This window comes from Chryseobacterium sp. CS3K3.1, from assembly GCF_059515165.1.
Genome location: NZ_JCAKRV010000009.1, coordinates 74,927 through 94,389, shown reverse-complemented (window position 1 = coordinate 94,389; position 19,463 = coordinate 74,927). Strand labels below are relative to the sequence as shown.

Annotated in this window: 21 protein-coding genes; 11 read left to right on the top strand and 10 right to left on the bottom strand. The window is 37.0% G+C overall.

Going from position 1 to position 19,463, the window contains the following annotated elements:
• Window positions 1-21: 21 nt before the first annotated feature.
• The 6 genes from AC5YGI_RS10515 to AC5YGI_RS10490 all read right to left on the bottom strand — a co-directional run bounded on the left by AC5YGI_RS10515 (window position 22) and on the right by AC5YGI_RS10490 (window position 4,534).
• Window positions 22-558, bottom strand: coding sequence for a PH domain-containing protein (locus AC5YGI_RS10515; RefSeq protein ID WP_454510418.1), 537 nt, complete (start codon window positions 556-558; stop codon window positions 22-24).
• Between the two features lie 64 nt (window positions 559-622).
• Window positions 623-1,270, bottom strand: a complete 648-nt coding sequence (locus AC5YGI_RS10510; RefSeq protein WP_496168258.1) for a GNAT family N-acetyltransferase — start codon at window positions 1,268-1,270, stop codon at window positions 623-625.
• A gap of 17 nt (window positions 1,271-1,287) precedes the next feature.
• Entirely contained in the window at window positions 1,288-2,094 is an 807-nt protein-coding gene (locus tag AC5YGI_RS10505) for a PH domain-containing protein (protein WP_496168256.1), read from the bottom strand.
• A 143-nt stretch (window positions 2,095-2,237) separates the two neighbouring features.
• A complete protein-coding gene (gene hisS, locus AC5YGI_RS10500; protein WP_330746599.1) occupies window positions 2,238-3,608 on the bottom strand; it encodes a histidine--tRNA ligase in 1,371 nt (456 codons plus the stop codon).
• Window positions 3,609-3,731: 123 nt separating this feature from the next.
• Window positions 3,732-4,187 carry an HRDC domain-containing protein gene (locus tag AC5YGI_RS10495; RefSeq protein WP_496168254.1) on the bottom strand — a complete coding sequence of 152 codons (456 nt, stop codon included), beginning with the start codon at window positions 4,185-4,187 and terminating at the stop codon, window positions 3,732-3,734.
• A 14-nt stretch (window positions 4,188-4,201) separates the two neighbouring features.
• Entirely contained in the window at window positions 4,202-4,534 is a 333-nt protein-coding gene (locus AC5YGI_RS10490) for a single-stranded DNA-binding protein (RefSeq protein WP_047429680.1), read from the bottom strand.
• 351 nt (window positions 4,535-4,885) lie between these two features.
• On the opposite strand from AC5YGI_RS10490, the gene AC5YGI_RS10485 reads away from it, so the two are divergent.
• Window positions 4,886-5,260 (top strand): helix-turn-helix domain-containing protein, encoded by a 375-nt coding sequence (locus AC5YGI_RS10485; protein WP_454510413.1) that lies wholly within the window; start codon window positions 4,886-4,888, stop codon window positions 5,258-5,260.
• 184 nt (window positions 5,261-5,444) lie between these two features.
• Here the strand turns inward: AC5YGI_RS10485 and AC5YGI_RS10480 are convergent, their stop codons facing one another.
• Window positions 5,445-6,470 carry a methyltransferase gene (locus tag AC5YGI_RS10480; RefSeq protein ID WP_496168252.1) on the bottom strand — a complete coding sequence of 342 codons (1,026 nt, stop codon included), beginning with the start codon at window positions 6,468-6,470 and terminating at the stop codon, window positions 5,445-5,447.
• A gap of 106 nt (window positions 6,471-6,576) precedes the next feature.
• Window positions 6,577-7,368 carry a phage tail-like protein gene (locus AC5YGI_RS10475; RefSeq protein ID WP_496168251.1) on the bottom strand — a complete coding sequence of 264 codons (792 nt, stop codon included), beginning with the start codon at window positions 7,366-7,368 and terminating at the stop codon, window positions 6,577-6,579.
• Window positions 7,369-7,745: 377 nt separating this feature from the next.
• Here AC5YGI_RS10475 and AC5YGI_RS10470 point away from each other — a divergent pair, with 377 nt between their 5' ends.
• The 10 genes from AC5YGI_RS10470 to AC5YGI_RS10425 all read left to right on the top strand — a co-directional run bounded on the left by AC5YGI_RS10470 (window position 7,746) and on the right by AC5YGI_RS10425 (window position 14,903).
• The gene (locus AC5YGI_RS10470; protein ID WP_496168250.1) at window positions 7,746-8,651 is read left to right on the top strand and encodes an arginase family protein; all 906 of its coding nucleotides are present in this window, start codon (window positions 7,746-7,748) and stop codon (window positions 8,649-8,651) included.
• The gene (locus tag AC5YGI_RS10465) at window positions 8,652-9,245 is read left to right on the top strand and encodes an HPP family protein (protein ID WP_446105685.1); all 594 of its coding nucleotides are present in this window, start codon (window positions 8,652-8,654) and stop codon (window positions 9,243-9,245) included.
• A 5-nt stretch (window positions 9,246-9,250) separates the two neighbouring features.
• Window positions 9,251-9,595 carry a hypothetical protein gene (locus tag AC5YGI_RS10460; RefSeq protein WP_110010942.1) on the top strand — a complete coding sequence of 115 codons (345 nt, stop codon included), beginning with the start codon at window positions 9,251-9,253 and terminating at the stop codon, window positions 9,593-9,595.
• Window positions 9,596-9,620: 25 nt separating this feature from the next.
• Window positions 9,621-10,529, top strand: coding sequence for a TIGR01777 family oxidoreductase (locus AC5YGI_RS10455; protein ID WP_446105684.1), 909 nt, complete (start codon window positions 9,621-9,623; stop codon window positions 10,527-10,529).
• 4 nt (window positions 10,530-10,533) lie between these two features.
• Window positions 10,534-11,124 carry a Crp/Fnr family transcriptional regulator gene (locus AC5YGI_RS10450; RefSeq protein WP_330746606.1) on the top strand — a complete coding sequence of 197 codons (591 nt, stop codon included), beginning with the start codon at window positions 10,534-10,536 and terminating at the stop codon, window positions 11,122-11,124.
• A gap of 52 nt (window positions 11,125-11,176) precedes the next feature.
• A complete protein-coding gene (locus AC5YGI_RS10445) occupies window positions 11,177-11,536 on the top strand; it encodes a DUF4406 domain-containing protein (RefSeq protein ID WP_202840771.1) in 360 nt (119 codons plus the stop codon).
• Window positions 11,523-12,104: a GDP-mannose pyrophosphatase NudK gene (nudK, locus tag AC5YGI_RS10440; protein WP_496168249.1), complete on the top strand. Its 582-nt coding sequence runs from the start codon at window positions 11,523-11,525 to the stop codon at window positions 12,102-12,104. The genes AC5YGI_RS10445 and nudK overlap by 14 nt, the downstream gene beginning before the upstream one ends.
• A 104-nt stretch (window positions 12,105-12,208) precedes the next feature.
• The gene (locus AC5YGI_RS10435; RefSeq protein ID WP_496168248.1) at window positions 12,209-12,892 is read left to right on the top strand and encodes a DUF2306 domain-containing protein; all 684 of its coding nucleotides are present in this window, start codon (window positions 12,209-12,211) and stop codon (window positions 12,890-12,892) included.
• Between the two features lie 549 nt (window positions 12,893-13,441).
• Entirely contained in the window at window positions 13,442-14,206 is a 765-nt protein-coding gene (locus tag AC5YGI_RS10430) for a hypothetical protein (protein ID WP_330746609.1), read from the top strand.
• A 250-nt stretch (window positions 14,207-14,456) separates the two neighbouring features.
• Window positions 14,457-14,903 carry a KTSC domain-containing protein gene (locus AC5YGI_RS10425; protein ID WP_089692357.1) on the top strand — a complete coding sequence of 149 codons (447 nt, stop codon included), beginning with the start codon at window positions 14,457-14,459 and terminating at the stop codon, window positions 14,901-14,903.
• Between the two features lie 300 nt (window positions 14,904-15,203).
• Here AC5YGI_RS10425 and AC5YGI_RS10420 read toward each other — a convergent pair whose 3' ends face one another.
• Window positions 15,204-18,392: an efflux RND transporter permease subunit gene (locus tag AC5YGI_RS10420; RefSeq protein ID WP_496168246.1), complete on the bottom strand. Its 3,189-nt coding sequence runs from the start codon at window positions 18,390-18,392 to the stop codon at window positions 15,204-15,206.
• Window positions 18,393-18,399: 7 nt separating this feature from the next.
• Window positions 18,400-19,461 (bottom strand): efflux RND transporter periplasmic adaptor subunit, encoded by a 1,062-nt coding sequence (locus AC5YGI_RS10415; RefSeq protein WP_496168244.1) that lies wholly within the window; start codon window positions 19,459-19,461, stop codon window positions 18,400-18,402.
• Window positions 19,462-19,463: the final 2 nt, after the last annotated feature.

Here is a 19,463-nt window from a genome sequence, read left to right as displayed (position 1 = left end):
TTTCATTATTCAACACAATGATTACAATTTCTCCATCAATTTTTTCTTTTGCTCCAGAAATTCTTCCTCACTTAGAACTCCGGATTCCTTTAATCTTCCCAATTGTTCCAGCTGATCTAAAATACTAGGTTCGGATTTACTCTGAAAATGTTGTTCCGGACGGGACATGAAATCTCTTACTTTTTCACAAAACAGCTCAGCATGGTACTTTCCTACTCCGTCAATCTCTACAACATCATCACTAACCTGAATATCTATAGAGGCGAGTAGGAATTCCTTTTCATATTGGATGGAACTTATTTTGCTGTAAGAAAAGTCTTCTACTTTCAATCCGTACATGAACTCCTTATCCACAAAAATCAGTCTTCTGTCGGTGGCTACCAGGATGATATGATGATTGTTCAGTTTATTTCTGCCTTCTACGAGATAGACAATTCTTTCGTCCGGTGAAAGGATATCCGGTAATTCACGAATTTCTTTCCGGGCAAATATGGTAGGGCTGATATCCAGTTTTTTAAGCTCTTCTCTTATTTCGTCAAGTCTTGATTTTTCACTCATAGCGTTAGTTTTTTGGGTCTAAATTACTCTTTATAAGTAATAAAAATTTAATTCAATAAAAATATTAGTCTCCTGATGGTATCACAATGGAAGTATGCAAACAGTATAGCTTCCAGCCTAAGGTTTCATACAACAGCTTTCCTTCTTCCGTTGCCACTAAAATATTCTTGTAAAAACCTTTGGATAAAGCGATCTTCTCCAGTTCTTTCAATAAAAAACGGGCGAGCCCTTTCCTTTGATGATTTTTTTCGGTAATAATCCTGTCATACACAGCAACATCATCTATAAGAGAGATACGTCCTATAGAAGCCTGCTCACCATTCTCCGCCACAATCGTGATAACAAAGGTTGTATTGTACTCAGAAAATTCCAGATGGTATCCTTCTGCAAGACTTGTGTCCGGAAAATTCATCGGATGAAAACACGTCATCATATATCCCTGTGGCTGTAGTTTCCACCTTTCAGGAATTTGATCTGTAATTTGATCGGGGGGAACAGATGCTTTCAGATAAATCCAGGGCTCGGTAATTGAATTGGCAAGCTGAAAAAAATCGTCATTAAGCTCAGGAAATACAAAACGTTCTTTTTGTTTTTCATCTCCAACATGGACATGAAATCCGGATTTATAGGAAACGGCAAAAGGTACTTCTCTTGATAAGCACCAGCCTTTAAGCCAGCTTTCTACTATTTTTGCAGATACTTTATCTTTCATGATTGGGTATAAAATTTTTATGGTAATTGCTCCAGCAGTTTCTTTTTTTGCTCTGCAAATTCGGCATCGGTTAAAATTCCGTTCTCCCTCAGCTTACCCAGTTTTTCAAGCTGATTTAAAATTTCGTCTGATGAGACTGCAATACTTTTGCCTGCTGTACCCATTTGTTTTGGAGATTGATCCTTAGAATTATTATAAATGGTTTTTATCGTATCATAGAACTTCTCTGCATCTTCCTTATCCATATAGCATTCAAACTCCACTATTCTTTCTTCCAGATGCAGTTTAATAATCGGAGATCTCGGATGGGTTACAAAGCTCACCGACTGTATGTTTTCATTAGGGTAAATAGTAATCTTTGCGGCACCAAACATTCCTTTTGATACAGAAATCATCCTTTTGGGTGTTGCTACCAATACTCCGGCATCCAATGTATTGACAAACTGAGCATCGGTAATCGCTGTGATCTGTTCATCTTCTGAAATCAGATAAGGAAGCTCTTTGATTTCTCCTTTGGTAAACATGGACAGATTAGCATGAAGCATTTCCAGTTCGTTCTTTATTTTCTGATGTCTTCGCTTATAAACTTCTTTTGAGATTTGATGAGAATCATAGAGTATCGTTGCAGGAAGATTCTGCTCTGTAGTCATCACAGCCTGAACGTCTTCAGCTTTTTCTGCACTCAGCATTTTATTGATATCCTTAATGCTGAATTTATTAAGATTGTAAAGCAATTCTTCATTAATATCGCTCACTTTATTCAAACATTTGTTGCATAAAACATTACCATCCGAAAGCGAATTCGCTCCCAGAAGCGTGTCCATGGATGTTAATTCTGTATTACACAATGCACAATTATTAGTCATTCCTTTTTTATTCAAAAGTATTTAAATTCTCAACATCCATCAAAAAAAAACAACCACAAAAGTAATTTTGCAGTTGTTCTGTTTTTATATAATTAAAAAAATTATTCTCCTAAGAACTCTTCTAAAGAAACCGTTTTCTGTACTCCTGCTTCAAGATCTTTAAAAGTAACCGTATTATTTTTAATTTCTTCTTCACCCAGGAAAACCAGATTCTTTATGCCTTTCTTTTCCGCATACGTAAACTGCTTGTTGATCTTTGCATTTTCAGGGTATAGTTCTGCAGAAATCCCTTTAGCTCTTAGCTTCATGATCAGCTTTAATGCATCTGTGATTCCTTCACCTCCAAAGTTAGCAAACAGATATTCTATTTTGGCTGATGCTTCTTCAGGGAAAAGGTTGAGTTCTTCCATGACCAGATAAATTCTGTCTAATCCGAATGAGATTCCTATTCCTGGAATATTTTTAACACCAAAAACTTCAGTAAGATTGTCGTATCTACCGCCACCTCCGATGGATCCCATAGCAACTTCATCCGCTTTCACTTCGAAAATAGCACCCGTATAATAGTCCAGTCCTCTTGCCAGGGTAATATTGAAGACCAGGTTTTGAATATCCACACCAAGGTTCAGAGATTGGGTAAGAACAAATTCCAGCTCTTCTACTCCTTTTAGTCCGATTTCGTTCCCTGCAAATTTTTCTTTTAACTGAAGAAGATTTTCCAGAGCATCGTCCGACTGGCTGAACAGGAAATCCAACTTATCAATAGATTCCTGAGAAATTTCTCTTTCCAAAAGTTCTTTTACAACTCCATCTTTCCCAATTTTATCCAGTTTATCAAGAGCAACAGTGAAATCAATCAGTTTATCTGTGATTCCTGCATATTCTGCCAATCCGGACAGAATCTTTCTGTTATTCATATGAATGGTTACAGGAACTCGCAGATCAGCAAAAGACTTCAGATACAGCTGAACCAGCTCCACTTCCTGTAATAAACTCTCACTTCCTACTACATCGGCATCACACTGATAAAATTCTCTGAATCTTCCTTTCTGAGGTCTGTCTGCTCTCCAAACCGGCTGGATCTGAGAACGTTTGAACGGAAACGTCAGTTTACCATGATTCATCGCTACGAATCTTGCAAAAGGTACAGTAAGGTCATAACGAAGAGCTTTATCCGTAAGGCTCTCTGCACTGAATGGTTTTTCCAATGCTTTTTGAAAGTCATGAAGCATCTGAGTTTTTTTCTCTTCTTTCGCTTCGTTGATGCTTGAATTTAAAATTTTAAAAATCAAGCGGTCACCTTCTTCTCCGTATTTTCCTGTCAACGTAGAAAGATTTTCAAAACTAGGCGTTTCCAAAGGCTGAAACCCGAATAATTCAAAATTATTCTGTAAAATATTGATGATATATTTTCTTCTGGAAACTTCCTGTGCCGTAAAATCTCTCGTCCCTTTTGCTAAACTTGGCTTCATTTGTTGTATGTCATTTTGATAAATGCAAAAGTAAGGAATTGAAAGGAATTTTACACAGTATAAAAAGCTGAAGAAAGTGTTTCCTCCAGCTTTTCCTTTACTATTATCAATTATTCCAAAAAATCATACGCTTTCAAGAATCTCAAGAATCTCTTCACCATAATTTTCAATCTTATGCTTTCCAAACCCTTTGATTTCAAGCAATTCTTCCTTCTTAGCAGGTTTATACTTGGCTACAGATATCAGTTCTTTGTTGCTCGCGATGAAGTAAGTGGGCAGGTTCTGTTCTCTGGCTTTTTCCGATCTCCAGAATTTGAGAGCATCCAGAATTTTTTCTTTATCGGTATTCAAAAGATCAGTATCTGCAGAGTATTTTACTGCCTTTGGTTCTTTTACTGTACTTTTTGTGGGCTTTAATTCTTCAAAATACAATATAACAGACCAATAACGTTCTTCGTTTACAAAAGCTGTTTCTACTTTCATAATCTCATTGGCGTCCAGGAAATCATCCAGCATTTTCTGATCTTTGTAGAGAAATTCTTCCGGAAGTCTGATTTTAAAAACTTTTACTTTCATCATTTGTGTTTTTAGAATTATTTACCTCCTAATAAAAGAATCTCGTCTACCCGAATTTCTGTGATATACCGTTTTACCCCATCTTTATCATCATAGGATCTGTAGGTGATTTTGCCTTCTATGGCAATTTCTTTCCCTTTCGATACATACTTTTCAAAGATTTCTGCTGTTTTCCCAAAAGCAATCAGATTGTGCCATTGTGTCTCTTCTACTTTTTCTCCTTTCGCATTCGTGTAGTGATCGCTGGTAGCTAAAGATACACTTGCTTTTACGTTTCCATTATCGAAGTTTACCATTTCAACTTCTTTTCCTGTGTAACCAATTAATGTTACTTTGTTTCTTAGTGACATAACTTTTAGATTTTAAAGATTAATAAATTCAGATAAGAGACGTTCACTGTTTTTCTCAAATCTCTGTTGCAAAGATTGCGATGTTCCGGTAAGACAGTCGGTTATAAACTATTTAAATCCGTTTGTAGTCGTTTGTAAACGAATAAGAAAATAAATAGAATTCTATGTAAAACAATATTTATCAAGCTTAAAAAGCAATAATCTTCACTTTTAAAGTAAAAATTAAACAATGAAAAGCCTTATCCCAAAATAAAATTCTTCTTTTAAAAAACATTGAAAAATAGATGTATGACAAGGATTTTTTTTCTTTTTAATTTAATTTTTTTTTGCAAATTTGTAAAAATGTCTGATATGCAAAAAGAAAAACTCCGTACAGTAAGAAAGATGAAAGGTTTCACTCAACAGCAAATGGCTGAAGTGATCCCTACCGACGTCTCCAACTATAGCAGAAAAGAAAGCGGTACTGTATCTATAACGCAGACAGAATGGAACAAACTTGCCCAGTTTTTAGAAGTTCCTATCGAAGAGATTTACGAAGAAGAGGAAGCTAAAATTGTTATTGAAAATCCTGTTTTTAACGACAGTCCGGGCTCAAATGTTGGCAATAGTGGTTTTTCAGCTAACAATATGGGACAAATTACAAATGAATTAAGCATAGAAATCATCAAAACGATGCAGGAATACATTGGTCTGCTGAAAGAAGAAATCAACAGATTGAAAAAGTAACAGTATAAAAGTTATTACGAGTAGAAGCTATCGCTGAAAAAATATAAATTTATTTTTTCAGCGATAGTTTTTTTTAAAACAAACATCAACCACTTTTTTTACAATAAACAAGATAAAAAAGGCACTCAACAAAATTGTTGAGCGCCTCCTACTTAATCATGCAACTAAAAATAAAAATTGAAACTTATATTTTTTCACATTCAATAATGCTTTTTGCATCTGTTCCGATGTGAATAATCTGAGTAAAGTGTAATCCTGCTTTTTCAATAAGCATTTTAAACTCACTTAAAGTTCTTTCTTTTCCCGTAAGGCAGGCCAGCATAACAATGTCCAGAAGTTTGGCGATATGGGGCTTATTTAAAGAATCGTCCGGGATAACTGCGTCTATAATTAATAGTTTTGCCCCTTTAGCCATTGCATCATAGCAGTTTTTAAGAATTTGTACACATTTATCATCATTCCAGTCATGCAGGATCCATTTCATGGTATATAAATCTGCACCTTGCGGTACTTCATCAAAAAAGCTTCCTATTGCTGTAGAACATCTTTCATTAAGATTTTCAGGAATCATTGTGATCGTTTTTTCAATGACATTGGCTTCATCAAAAATAATCCCGGAGCTTTGCGGAGCATTGTTCAGAATGGTATGGATCATGACCCCATTACTGCCTCCTATATCAACAATTTTTTTATAAGGTTTAAAATCGTAGTTTTCTATAATCCCTTTTAGTTCCATGCCGGACATTCCTGTCATTCCCTTTCCAAAGTTTTCACCTGTTTCGGGAAATTCTTTATAAAAGCCCCAAAGATCTTTTCCATGAATTCTTTCAAAAGGAATTTTGCCTGTCTGAACAGCATAGGTCAGCTCTCCATAACCCGGAAAATGTTCATTCATAATGGTCAGAACAAAATTTTTTGCTGTTCCGGGAACATCGGTTTGCAGGGCAGCTCCGAAATCATTCAAAATAAAAGTTTTGTTTTCTGATTCTTCAAATATTCCGGCACCACATAATGCTCTCATTACCCGGTACAGCTGGTCTTCATGCGATTGTGTTTGTTCTGCAAGGAAAGAAATAGTTTTCGGACCAGAGGCCAGCCAATCAGCAATACTGAGCTCAGCAGCTGTTTTTATACATCCGGTGAGCCATAAACCACCTAGCATTTCAAACATTTTAAAAGTAAACTCCGGTTTAATGAGTTGTTTTTCCATAATCATATTGGATTGTCATCTACTGCGTGTGAAAACAAGAACAAACTGATGAGTTTGTTCTTGTCTGACATGTGTCAAATTTGAAATTAAGCTTTAAATAATGAGATTAGTCTTTTGCCTGGGAAATCCTTGTTACACTACTGATTGTAGCATCCAATGCGGTATCAGATTTTATTTTGATAAGATATCCGCTGCCTATAGACAAAGGATCGGCAACACTCACCAGGTAAAAAACAAGATCTCCGGAGGTTACCCCATTGGGTGCAACAGCGGTTTGATCTATGGAGAATGTTGAAGGCGGAACAGGATTGGAAAGGTTTACCGTCACGAAGGCTACAGAACCATTATTCTTGTTGGCATAACTTACAATAACCCTCCACATATGAACCTGTCCGGCAATAGGGTTTTCTAAAAACCGTCCCGTTGCCGGATCATATATATCTCCGGGTACGGGGTTGATAATATTTTCCGGCCATGTGGTTGTAGGAGATGATGCAAAGTCTGTCACAATATTCATTGGAGTTTGATAGACTATGTTTTGGTACGTCATTAAAGGAACTCCTCCGGAAGATCTGAATGCAAATGTGGGTTTTACTCCTGCCCCGCTATTGAGCTTAACAACTCCTTCATTAGCGGTTGTTAATGTCAGGGAAGAAATTACGGTACTCCACTGGGTTCCATTATAATACCTTAAGGTTTTATTGGTGGTATCGTAGATAATCATTCCTGCTGTAGGTGTTGTTACATTGGCCGGAGGATTGGCATTTCGGGAAAGTATAACTGCAGAATTTGCAGAAGTAACATCCAGAACCCCTTGTGGAGACGTCGTGTTAATCCCTACCTGTCCAAAAATAAGCGAAGAGCATAAAACGCTGAGTAATAAATTGGATTTTTTCATGGTTTGTTTTTTTGATGCATTAAAATTACAAAAAAACACAATACAGTGAAATAAAAATTAAAATTATTTATTGAAAATAAGACTGTTGCGCATAACAATAAACATTTATTTATAAAAAATTCATTTAAAACACCGATAAATTCTAAGTTTTTCAAAATAGAGTGAATTACATAAAAGATATACTCTTTCCAAAAAAATAGCTTTAGTGAATATATTCTTTACCCTGACACAACTATCCAACACAGGTACAGCAACTACAATATTTCAACTCTTAAAAAATAATAATCCTGCAGGCGAGTTTATCTCACCTTCTTTTTTCAACCCAGCGGTTATCCATTTGCAAACGGATAATTCTGTATCTTTGTGAAAATTCTTCTATGAAAAGGAATATCAATATTTTTGAATTCCCTCTGAATTTGGGACTTACAAAAAAGGAGCATGAGACAGAACCAGGAGTACGAAAACTTCCGGACTGGCTCAGAAAATTTGGTTTTCATAGCAGAATTGATCCTGCCAACGTTTTCAGACTGGAAGCTCCGGAATATTCTATGGATTTTGACAGAGAATCAAAGGTCAGAAATGCAGATCAGATTATTGAATATGCTAAAAAACAGGCTGACTGTATTCTCCACCATTACCAAAAGAACACATTCAATATTATTCTTGGAGGTGACTGCAGTATTCTCATAGGAAATGCCATGGCCCTGAAAAAACTGGGAAATTTTGGCCTTTTTTATCTTGATGGCCATACAGACTTTATTTCTCCTGAACTTTCTGAAACCGGAGGTGCTGCAGGAATGGATCTCGCCATCATTACCGGTACCGGACACCAAAAACTGACTGATATTAATGGTTTAAAACCTTATTTCGCTGAAGAAAACATCTTTTGCTGTGGAAATGGAGAAATTGATGATAAGGAATATGTTGATCAGATTATCAATTCCGGTATTCATTATTTTGACCTTTATCAGCTAAGAGAAAATGGTTTCAGAAGAACAGCAGATGACTTTCTGAAAATGGTTGAAGAAAAAGGGCTGGACGGATTTTTCATTCATTTTGACGTAGATATTCTGAAAGATGAGATTATGCCTGCCGTAGACAGCAGAATGGAGGATGGGATCAGTTATGATAATCTCAGGGAAATGCTGGAACCTTTGATCGGAAATTCCCTGTGCTTTGGAATAGAGATTACCATTTTAGATCCCGATTATGATAAAAATGGAACGTACACCCATCCGTTTGTAGACAATTTAATTCAAATTATAAAAAATAAAGAAGAGTAAATGAAGAAGACATTCAAAAGAACATTCAGGGTTTCAAAATATGTGATCTATAAAGAAACACTTGTAGATTACAAGGAACATTTCTGGTCATTTTTGGGCGCATTTTTTGGAATCGGGATTATTGCCTTTATCCAGTCCCATTCACTGGCAGAAACTGAGAATATATTCCTGATCGGTTCTTTTGGGGCATCGAGTGTTCTTATTTATGGAGCTATTCAGAGTCCTCTGGCCCAACCCCGGAATCTTATAGGCGGACATGTGCTGTCGGCATTGGTAGGGGTTACGGTATATCAGTTTGTTCCGGATATCATCTGGCTTTCGGCACCTTTGGCAGTAGCATTTTCCATTGTATTGATGCAGTATACGAAAACATTACATCCACCAGGTGGCGCTACAGCGCTGATCGCAGTAAGTTCTACAGGAAAAATTCCTGAACTGGGATATTGGTATGTTCTCTCCCCTGTTCTTTCCGGATGCATTATTCTTTTGATTGTTGCTCTGTTTTTTAATAATATTACACCCAACAGAAGCTATCCTTCTCACAGCATGTTCAAAAAGCTGTTGAAAAAAAGACACCACCATCACTTAAAATAAAAATTATGAATTGTCTGGAATGCGGCGAGAAAATCATCGGAAGGTCTGATAAAAAATTCTGCAACGATGCCTGCCGGAACGCCTATAATAATAAGCAGAATAAGGATTCTAACAATCTGATGCGGAATGTTAATAACAAACTCCGTAAAAACTACCGCATTCTGATGGAAATCAATACCGATGGCAAAACAAAAGTCCCCAGATCCAGACTGGATGGCTTGGGTTTTGATTTCGATTATTTTACCAACCTGAAAGTTTATAAAAATGGTTCTGAATATAAGTTCATTTATGATTACGGTTATAAACTTCTGGAAGATGATTTTGTACTGATTGTAAAAAATCAGGCATAAACCCACCCACCACAAATATAGAATTATGAAAGAAGTTGTCCTGATCACCGGCGCCAGCGGCATGATCGCTAAAGAACTGGCAAAAAAAATAGGGAATGAATACGAGATCAGATTTCTGACCCGGAAAAAAAAACATGATTATGAGTATGAATGGGACATCAAAAAAGGAAGTATAGATGAAACAGCCTTTAACAATGTTTCACACATCATTCACCTTGCAGGTGCCAATATTTCAGAAAAGCGCTGGACTCCGGAAAGAAAAAGAGAATTGATTTCCAGCCGTGTAGATTCCGCAGAATTACTCCGAACCACTTTAAGAAAAAACAGGATTAAGCTAAAGTCTTTTATTTCAGCTTCAGGAATTAATTTTTACGGTACAAAAACCTCAGAAAAGATTTACACAGAAAACGATCCTCCGGGTAATGATTTTCTAAGTGAAGTGGTGGTTTTATGGGAAAGAGCTGCTGATGATTTCAAGGAACAGGATCTGGCAGAAAGGGTTGTCAAAATAAGAACTGCCGTAGTTCTTTCTGAAAAAGACGGAGCTTTAAAGAAAATGATCCCTCCTATCCAATATTATATCGGTTCTCCGCTGGGAAGCGGCCAACAATATATGCCATGGGTTCATATTGAGGATATCTGTTCTATTTACGAATTTGCATTAAAAAATCCGACAATGGATGGTGCTTATAATGCAGTTTCTCCGCAACATGCCACCAATAAAGATCTGACAAAAAAGATTGCCAAAGTACTTGGAAGACCTTTGCTGATGCCCAATATTCCAGGATTTGTTCTGAAACTGCTATTCGGAGAACTGGCAAATGCTATTCTGGAAGGTTCCAGAGCTTCCTCAAAGAAACTTCAGGATGAAGGTTTCCGTTTTAAATTTCCGGACTTGAATAAGGCTTTGGAAAATCTCTTACAAAAGCAATAACAGAATGGAGGAAGAACTTTTAATCCTAAAAAACATTTCCAGGCATATTTCACTTACCAATCAGGAGAAATCTTATTTTATCTCTCTATTAAAAGAAAAAAAGGTTGCCAAAAAAGAATTGATTTTACAGCAGCAACAAGCGTGTAAAGAGATTAATTTTGTTCAGACAGGAATTTTAAGAGCTTTTCATATGGATACTACGGGAAAAGAATCCACCATCATGTTTGCTGTTCCCGACTGGTGGATCACTGATATGTATTGTTTCATCAATCAGAAACCTGCCATGCTGAATATTGAAGCATTAGAAGAAAGTTGTATTTTGCAGCTTCAAAAAGATCATCTGGATGCGCTTTATCACAAAGTTCCAAAATTTGAACGCTTTTTCCGGATTATGATGCAGAATGCTTACATCAGAGAACAGCTCAGAACGATTGAAAATCTTTCTCTACCGGCAGAGGTACGTTATTATAACTTTCTAAAGAAATATCCTGAAGCGGTAAAACGGATCAGGCAAAAACAAATTGCTTCTTATTTAGGTATTACTCCTGAATTTTTAAGCCTTATAAAGTCCAAACAAAAAAACAGTTTCTCTTAAGCTATATTATTTTTTTTATTCTGAAAGTTCTGTTATTTTACTCAAAAAAATTATGTTTATACTTATTGCAGGCCCTTACCGTAGTGGAACGAATGATGATCCGCTGCTTATTCAGCAGAATCTTCACAATCTTGAATCTGTTGCTCTTCCTATTTTCAGAAAGGGACATATCCCAATTATCGGAGAATGGGTTGCATTACCATTGATCAACCTTGCCGGTTCTGCTCAAATAGGTGATGAAGCATGGCAGGAAATACAGTATCCCGTAGCTCATGCCCTACTTGAAAAATGTGATGCAGTACTACGTATAGAAGGAGCATCAAAGGGAGCTGATGAAGATGTAAGAATAGCTAAAGAAAGAGGTCTTACCATTTATTATAACCTAGAAGATATTCCTTATGCAAAATCCTGATATAACTATCCTTCAGACAGAAATCCTTTCAGATAACTGGTATACTTTAAACAAAGTTACCTACTCTGTTTTAAAAAAGGACGGAACTACAGAAACCCAGAGCAGAGAAGCTTATGACCGCGGAAACGGAGCCGTAATCCTTCTTTACAATACAGATTCAAACACCGTTATTCTTACCAGACAATTCAGATTACCTACTTATATCAACGGAAATTCTACAGGCATGCTCATTGAAGCCTGTGCCGGACTTTTGGATAATGATAATCCGGAAGACTGCATCAAAAGAGAAACAGAAGAAGAAACCGGATATAAAATTTCCAAGGTTGAAAAGGTTTTTGAAGCCTATATGTCGCCCGGATCTGTGATGGAAATTCTTTATTTCTTTATTGCAGAATATTCTCATGAAATGAAAATCAATGATGGAGGCGGACTGGAAGAAGAAGGGGAAAATATAGAAGTTCTTGAATTATCTTTTGAAGAAAGTCTGAAAATGATCGAAACAGGAGAAATCAAAGATGCAAAAACCATTATGCTTCTGCAGCATCTGAGAATTAAAGGAATCTTGTAAAATAGAATATGAGTGATGATTGATTAATGATAATTGACACAGAAAACCGCTTATTTGAATAAAAGCAATACCTTAACTCCGGTAGTTTATACGATATGAAGTCTTTGGGAATACAGATAATTAAAGCTGGCGCTTTATTTTTAGTCCTTCTTTTCAGCATTCTGATGCTGAAAGTAATTTCGCAATATACTTCTTTGGATCAAAATACCGGATTTCTGGCTTTCAAACAAGAAGTAGTCGGAAATCCATACTGGATGGCTTTTTTCTACATTCATATTTTTTCAATAACACTTTGTCTGCTCGCTGGTCTGACACAGTTTTCGAACCGGTTTTTAGCGGAAAACAGAAACCTTCACAAGCTTATCGGGAAAATATATGTGTACAATATTCTGATCATCAATGTTCCCGCGTGTTTTGTACTGGGACTTTTTTCAAATGGCGGGCTTATCGGAATTACAGGATTTCTTGTACAGGATGTACTTTGGGCTTATTTCACTTTTGCTGCCGTATTTTTTATCAAAAAAGGAAATGTGAACAGACACAGAATGTATATGGTCTTCAGCTATGCCGTCACCACTACAGCGATTACTTTCAGAATTGTTAAAAATCTGTTGTATAACGAAGCTTATCATGACTACAGTCTTTTTTATGGTTTGAATGTCTGGGCTGCCCTTTTTATCAACCTTTTCCTTGCTTATTTAATTCTTAGAAAAAACTCCTGGTTAACGGGAGAAATCAAGGGTAGAAAAGAAAATATACAGACTGAGGAACGACATCAGAAAAAATGACGCAATAAATATAAAGGTGTTAAAAATCAGTTCATATTTGCTTTGCCTGGTCCATTTACCGAAAAAGCGCATGATGAGGTAAGAAATGCCTCCAAAAACTGCGATAATAAAAAGAAGAAAAAAATAATAGATCATGGTTTTGTGTTAATTGTTGTAAATCTATTATTTTAAATTTAGAAAAACAACCAAACTGAGGAACTGATCTCCACTAACTTTACTTGAGGCAAAATCCACAATTCAGGCAAGGTTAAAATTATAACCGGATGTGTAAGGAAAAATCAAATCCTTTTGTTTCCATAACCCGGATTACAGTCTTATTGGAGTAAGCAATTATCATTAACAAAAAAACCTCTGTATCAGTTTATTACTATCTATTTTTTAGGATTTGACACCCCTGAATTCTGAAAATACAAAAACGAAAGTATAAAATCGATATAAAATTTGCAAAATCAATTGAGAAAATCTATTTAATCCTTTATATTTCGAATTTAAAGCCTTAATTTTGCACTGAAATTCAGAAAATTCGGATTCTTTCAACAGGTTATGTACATGAAAAAAATGATGATCGGGCTTGCTTTGGCCTTATCCATTACTATTTGGGGGCAAAAAACTCCTGCAAAAGCAAACAGTCTGACCCCTTACAGCTATCAGACTTTTAACTGTGACAATAAAGGGTATTTTGACCCGGCTAAATATAAAAAAGAAGAAATAGACGGCGTCAATAAACTTTTGTATCAGTTTAATGGGGTTGTATTTGATACCCAGCCTGTTTTTAAACTTACCCAGCTTGAAGAAATCCGTAAAAACAGAGAAACCTATTTGCAGGAACTGGAAAAGCAGTATGAAGAAAAGAAAAAAGAATTGTACAGCCTTAAAGTAATTGATCTTCCAAAATGGAAAAAATTAATGGAAGAAACCATCGATTCTTTTGAAAATGAATACCAGCTTAATAAAGAAGAAATCCTTGCCTATTCTGATCCTACCACACTGAGAAACAGTAAATATTACAACACCTGCAGAGAACAGATTGACGCCATATCGTCTCCCGACAGAGAAAAGATGTTTGCGGCATGGAGAGCATATACTGAACTTAAAAGTAAAAATAATGCTGATCCAAAGGGTGTAATGGCAAGATTTGATGCCAAAATGAATGATCCGCAGAGAGAAGACTACGCTTTGATCGACATGATAGGACTTGGTTTTCACAACTGTGCCAACAGCAGTTTCAGACAGAAACGTAATGACGAGGGAACTTCTTACAAGGATTTTGATAAGATTTTTACCAAGCTGAAGAAAACTTGTGATGAACCTTAGGATTGATGTAAAACCTGAAAGATTAAATATAGCAGCACTCAGATTGGGTGCTGTTTTTTTGTATTCCCAGATTGAATAAAAATTACGATCAAAGTTTAATCGGCTGTGAAAGTTAACGATACAGATTCTACAGCAGTTAATCATTCTGATTTAATGCTTTAAAAACAGCTAAATAAATTAATAATGAATAAGTTATGGTTTATCAGATTTAAATCCGTAATTTTGCACCCCGAAAATAAGGATTAGAGATATGAAAAAAATTGGTGAGCACAGAACACTTCTTGGAGTCGATAAAAACGTTACTTTAAAAGAATTAAAGACGATTTACAGAAATGTGATGAAAGATACCCATCCTGATAAATTCATTAATGATGAAGCAGGAAAGCAGGAAGCTGAAGAAAAAAGCAAATCTGTGATTGAAGCCTACCACTTTTTGGTAAGTATCAATCCGGAAACGCAGGAAAAATATAAGGAAGAATATACTGAAACCATTACAAAATCCAATATTCAGGATTTTTATTTGGAGAAATCAATTTTAACGGTTCAGCATCTGAACGGGAATATGTATGAATATATGGGCGTTCCAAAAAATACGTATATCAAAATGATCAATGCTGATTCACCAAGCCGTTTTGCAAGAAGACATATCTACGGAAACTTCGTTTACAGAAAGTCCGGAGAGGCTATGGCAGATTAATTTTTTCCATTACAATATTTTAGAGCTTCCAGTTTTGCTGGAAGCTCTTTGTTTTATGGTTTGGCTAAAGCCGAATAATGAACGTTATAGAATTAAGCGGGCTAAAGCCCGCTCCTATTGAATATTTTCTGATTGCGTAATTAATTATCAATAGAAATGGGCTAAAGCCCATTTACAATAATAAAAATAATCCAACGGCTTTAGGAGCCAAAACCTATATAACCCAAATCCTGAATATTATTTACCAACAAAAAGCGCCTCAGGAAATCTGAGGCGCTTTCGGTTAATTAAAGGTTTAATTTATTTATCTAAATGCTTCGGAGTAAATCCGTCTTCATTCAATTCTCTGTGTACGTAATCTGCTTTCATTTCAGCTTCGTAGTCTACTTTCTTATGTTGTCCCATTCTTCTTAAAAGAGAGTCAAATAATGAATATACTACCGGTACAATGATCAGGGTAAGGAATAGTGACGATGTCAGACCACCGATTACTACCCATGCAAGACCTTTGTTCATCTCTGCTCCGGCACCTGTTGCCAATGCGATCGGTAACATACCGAAGATCATCGCAATGGTGGTCATCAGGATCGGACGAAGACGTGCGTGGTTCGCCTGTACCAAGGCATCGTGAGTATTGGCACCTGCTGCTTTTCTTGCATTCGTAAAGTCAACGATAAGGATCGCATTCTTCGCTACCAGACCAATCAACATGATCATACCCAACATGGTGAAAATGTTCAGCGAGTTGGCCGTTAAGGCAAGGATTACCATTACCCCGATCATCGCCAACGGGATTGAGAACAATACTACGAAAGGATATACAAAACTGTCATACAGTGAAACCATTACCAGGTATACCAATACGATAGCGGCCAATAATGCAATTCCCAATGTTCCGAAACCTTCCTGCTGGTTTTCCATATCTCCACTCCAGATGTAATCTACACCTACAGGTTTTTTATCGCTGTTCATGAATTGGTTTGCCCATTCATTAGCTACGTCCCCTACCGGTCTACCAACAGCTTTCGCTCTTACTTTTACAGATGGAGATTTATCTCTACGTTCAAGCAAACTCGGTCCTGAACCCATTTCCACATTAGCAAACTGACTTAAACGAACCTGCTGACCCTGAGGGTTTGTAAACATAAGGTTTTTAACGTCATCAATAGATTGTCTGTTCACATCTCCGAAACGGATATTGATGTCATATTCATATTCTCCCGCTCTGAATTTTCCGTCTGTATTTCCGTTGAATGCAGTCTGCATCGTCTGTCCTACACTTGAAAGATTCAGGCCTAAAGCTGCCATTTTATCTCTGTCGATACTTACCTGAACTTCAGGGCTACCAGTATCGGTTGATAATTCGGCGTCTACTGCTCCGGGAACTTTTTTCAGCAGTTCAAGGATTCTTGTTGCTTCTTTCACTGCTTTAGCGTTATCCGGAGCGGTTACTACCATTTCAATAGGAGCATTTTCCGCACCCATGATACCGATTGGAGCAGTTTTAAACTCAACTCCTGTGAATTTCTCTTCCAGCTGTCTTTTTATTTTTGCAGCTTTGATGTTGGTACTTTCAGAACGTTCAGACTTATCAGTTAAGTTCACCTGAACCTCAGATTGGTAAGTAGTTGCCTGAGCACCACCAAAACCAGTAGATTGCTGTCCGACTGTTGTGATAAGGTCTACAACATCTTTATCATTTCTTAAGAATTTCTCAACATCTAATGTTAATTGGTTTGTCTTTTCAACGGTTGCATCTTTTGACAATTCCATTTGTACCAGGAACTGGCCACGGTCGATTGGCGGGAAGAACTCACCTCCGATGAATCCGAATGCTACCAGCATGAATGAACTGATTAAAACAATAAATGTGATCACCACTGTTGAAATTCTTCTTAACGTCGTTTTCAGACACCATTCAAGGATATCAGTGATCCAGTGTGTAAACTTGTCAATTAATCCTTCAAACCAAAGAATGAATTTCTCGAACCAGTTTTTCCCTGTTAAATGTTCCAGTTTACCGAATCTTGATGATAACCAAGGAATAATGGTAAATGAAGCCAATAATGATAACAAGGTGGCAATAACTACCGTGACGCAGAACTGTGCAAGGATGTTGGCTACAAGACCTGAACTCATCGCGATCGGTAAGAATACCACCACAATTACCAGGGTAATTGCCGCAACGGTGAATCCGATCTCTGAAGCTCCGTCATATGCCGCTCTGATCTTACTTTTACCCATCTCCATGTGACGGTAAATGTTTTCCAGTACTACAATCGCGTCATCCACCAGGATCCCTACCACAAGGGATAGCCCCAGTAAACTCATTAAGTTCAAAGTATATCCCATTAAGTTCATTCCGATGAACGCCGCCACCAATGAAGCCGGGATAGAAACCATTACGATGAATGCGTTTCTGATACTGTGAAGGAATAGTAACATTACAATTGCCACGAGGATAATCGCTAAGAATAAGTCGAAAATAACGTGGTTGGCTGATTCAAGGGTAAATTCTGTCGTATCGTTTACGATTTTTACTTTTACTCCCTGAACTTTATAGGCTTCTTCTACTGTTTTGATGGTCTTCTGAACACTTTCAGATACTGCTACCGCATTGGCATCAGATTGTTTTTTAACCTGCATCAAAATCGTAGGGAACTGATTGAATCTCGCTACTTTCTCAACATCTTTCTGAGAGTCGAAAACGGTTGCGATATCAGATAAACGTACCTGAGCTCCGTTTTTATTGGAAACGACAAGGTTATTCATTTCCTCAGTAGACTTATACTTTCCTGAAAGTCTGATCGTAGATTTTGTAGTTCTCGTCTTCAAACTTCCTGTAGGGAAATCTAAGTTTGATGAAAGAATGGCCTGTTGTACGTCTCCAATTGAAAGTCCGTACCCCTGTAATTTTTTCTCATCAAGATTTACCTGAATCTCTCTCTCCTGTCCACCTACAAGGTCAACCTGAGCTACACCGTTTACACGGGAGAAAATAGGTTCAATCTTTTTATCCAATAAGTCATAAAGGTCCTTACTATTCAGTTTATCCGATGAAATACTCATGGTGATAATCGGTAAATCATCTAAGGAGAATTTATTCAGAGATGGTGCTTTTACATCTTCCGGAAGGTCTGCCAGAATAGCATTTACTTTTCTCTGCGCATCATTTAAAGCGTAATCTACATCGGCCCCATCATTCAGCTGAACCATGATTACGGATAAGCTTTCATATGAAGAAGATTCTACTTTTTTAACGTTTTCCAAAGAACCTACGGCATCTTCAATCTTTCGGGTCACGGAGGTTTCCACCTCTGCAGGCGAAGCCCCCGGATATACCGTAGAAATGGTTACCATATTGGTTTCAAACTTCGGAATCAATTCGTATCCCATGAGTGTATAACTCAGGATACCTCCCAACGTCAGAATTGTAAATAATACAATTACCAGCGAGGGTCTTTTGATCGATATTTCTGCTAACTTCATAGATCTGCTACTTTACAATGTTCACTTTAGATCCGTTGTCCAGGTTGATCTGTCCGCTGGTTACCACCTGCTCTCCTCCATTCAATCCACTTAAAATCTGAACTTTATCTCCGTAAACTTTTCCGATGGTTACTTTGATCAATTTAGCAACACCATTCTGAACAATGAATAATTGTCCTGAGCTTACTCCATTTACAAACGCTTCTGCAGGAACGGTAAGCATATTCTGAGTTTCTGCACCGTTGTTTGTACTGAATTTAGCTGTTGCATACATACCAGCCTTAAGGTTTCCTTTGTTTTGTACTTCGATTTCAACAGGGAAATTCAGAGAAGCATCACTTTTAGGAGCGATGAAAGTAATTCTACCTGCGAAAGAATCTTCCGGAAGAACATTTACTTTAATCGGAACTTCCTGACCTAACTGGATTTTTCCGATCTGGCTTTCATCTACCAAAACAGAAAGTTTCAAACTGTTGATATTAACGATTTCAAACATCGATGTTCCAGGAGAAACCACCGTTCCGGGCTCAACCATTTTCTTGTTGATCGTACCGCTGATTCCTGCACGGATGCTTGTATCATTTACTTTTACACCCTGTGCTCTTACTGCAGCCTGAGCATTTTTCAGCTGTAGTCTTGAGTTGTCAAGCTGTTGTTTTGTAACTCCGCCAGTTTTATATGCGTTCTCATAGCGTTGGTTATCAATAATAGCATTCTGCAGATTATTCTGAGCCTGGGTAACATCTACTTCGATAGCATCTTTTTTAATAGTTGCCAAAACCTGTCCTGCTCCTACCCTTGAACCTTCTTTTACCAAAACGCTTACAATACGTCCTGATATTTCAGAAGACTGGTTCATTTCCTGCTTAGGAATAAAAGTTCCGTTGGCTGAGTAGTCTGTATCAATATTTTCTCTTGTAACAGTTACAATATTAACATTGATCTTATCTACCTGCTTGGCAACTTCTTTTACTTCCTGCGTCTGCTTTTCTTTGTTACCCGCAATCTTGTAAGCGGCTAAACCTACCAGTACAGCTGCTACGATGATATATATTAAAGTTTTTTTCATTT

Excerpts from the sequence above, each read along its gene's own strand:
- AC5YGI_RS10475 (WP_496168251.1), bottom strand. The coding sequence starts at position 7,368 with ATGAAAAAATCCAATTTATTACTCAGCGTTTTATGCTCTTCGCTTATT.
- AC5YGI_RS10510 (WP_496168258.1), bottom strand. The coding sequence starts at position 1,270 with ATGAAAGATAAAGTATCTGCAAAAATAGTAGAAAGCTGGCTTAAAGGC.
- AC5YGI_RS10465 (WP_446105685.1), top strand. The coding sequence starts at position 8,652 with ATGAAGAAGACATTCAAAAGAACATTCAGGGTTTCAAAATATGTGATC.
- AC5YGI_RS10445 (WP_202840771.1), top strand. The coding sequence starts at position 11,177 with ATGTTTATACTTATTGCAGGCCCTTACCGTAGTGGAACGAATGATGAT.
- AC5YGI_RS10515 (WP_454510418.1), bottom strand. The coding sequence starts at position 558 with ATGAGTGAAAAATCAAGACTTGACGAAATAAGAGAAGAGCTTAAAAAA.
- nudK (WP_496168249.1), top strand. The coding sequence starts at position 11,523 with ATGCAAAATCCTGATATAACTATCCTTCAGACAGAAATCCTTTCAGAT.
- hisS (WP_330746599.1), bottom strand. The coding sequence starts at position 3,608 with ATGAAGCCAAGTTTAGCAAAAGGGACGAGAGATTTTACGGCACAGGAA.
- AC5YGI_RS10425 (WP_089692357.1), top strand. The coding sequence starts at position 14,457 with ATGAAAAAAATTGGTGAGCACAGAACACTTCTTGGAGTCGATAAAAAC.
- AC5YGI_RS10420 (WP_496168246.1), bottom strand. The coding sequence starts at position 18,392 with ATGAAGTTAGCAGAAATATCGATCAAAAGACCCTCGCTGGTAATTGTA.
- AC5YGI_RS10505 (WP_496168256.1), bottom strand. The coding sequence starts at position 2,094 with ATGGACACGCTTCTGGGAGCGAATTCGCTTTCGGATGGTAATGTTTTA.
- AC5YGI_RS10460 (WP_110010942.1), top strand. The coding sequence starts at position 9,251 with ATGAATTGTCTGGAATGCGGCGAGAAAATCATCGGAAGGTCTGATAAA.
- AC5YGI_RS10430 (WP_330746609.1), top strand. The coding sequence starts at position 13,442 with ATGAAAAAAATGATGATCGGGCTTGCTTTGGCCTTATCCATTACTATT.
- AC5YGI_RS10495 (WP_496168254.1), bottom strand. The coding sequence starts at position 4,187 with ATGATGAAAGTAAAAGTTTTTAAAATCAGACTTCCGGAAGAATTTCTC.
- AC5YGI_RS10490 (WP_047429680.1), bottom strand. The coding sequence starts at position 4,534 with ATGTCACTAAGAAACAAAGTAACATTAATTGGTTACACAGGAAAAGAA.
- AC5YGI_RS10485 (WP_454510413.1), top strand. The coding sequence starts at position 4,886 with ATGCAAAAAGAAAAACTCCGTACAGTAAGAAAGATGAAAGGTTTCACT.
- AC5YGI_RS10415 (WP_496168244.1), bottom strand. The coding sequence starts at position 19,461 with ATGAAAAAAACTTTAATATATATCATCGTAGCAGCTGTACTGGTAGGT.
- AC5YGI_RS10455 (WP_446105684.1), top strand. The coding sequence starts at position 9,621 with ATGAAAGAAGTTGTCCTGATCACCGGCGCCAGCGGCATGATCGCTAAA.
- AC5YGI_RS10450 (WP_330746606.1), top strand. The coding sequence starts at position 10,534 with ATGGAGGAAGAACTTTTAATCCTAAAAAACATTTCCAGGCATATTTCA.
- AC5YGI_RS10470 (WP_496168250.1), top strand. The coding sequence starts at position 7,746 with ATGAAAAGGAATATCAATATTTTTGAATTCCCTCTGAATTTGGGACTT.
- AC5YGI_RS10480 (WP_496168252.1), bottom strand. The coding sequence starts at position 6,470 with ATGGAAAAACAACTCATTAAACCGGAGTTTACTTTTAAAATGTTTGAA.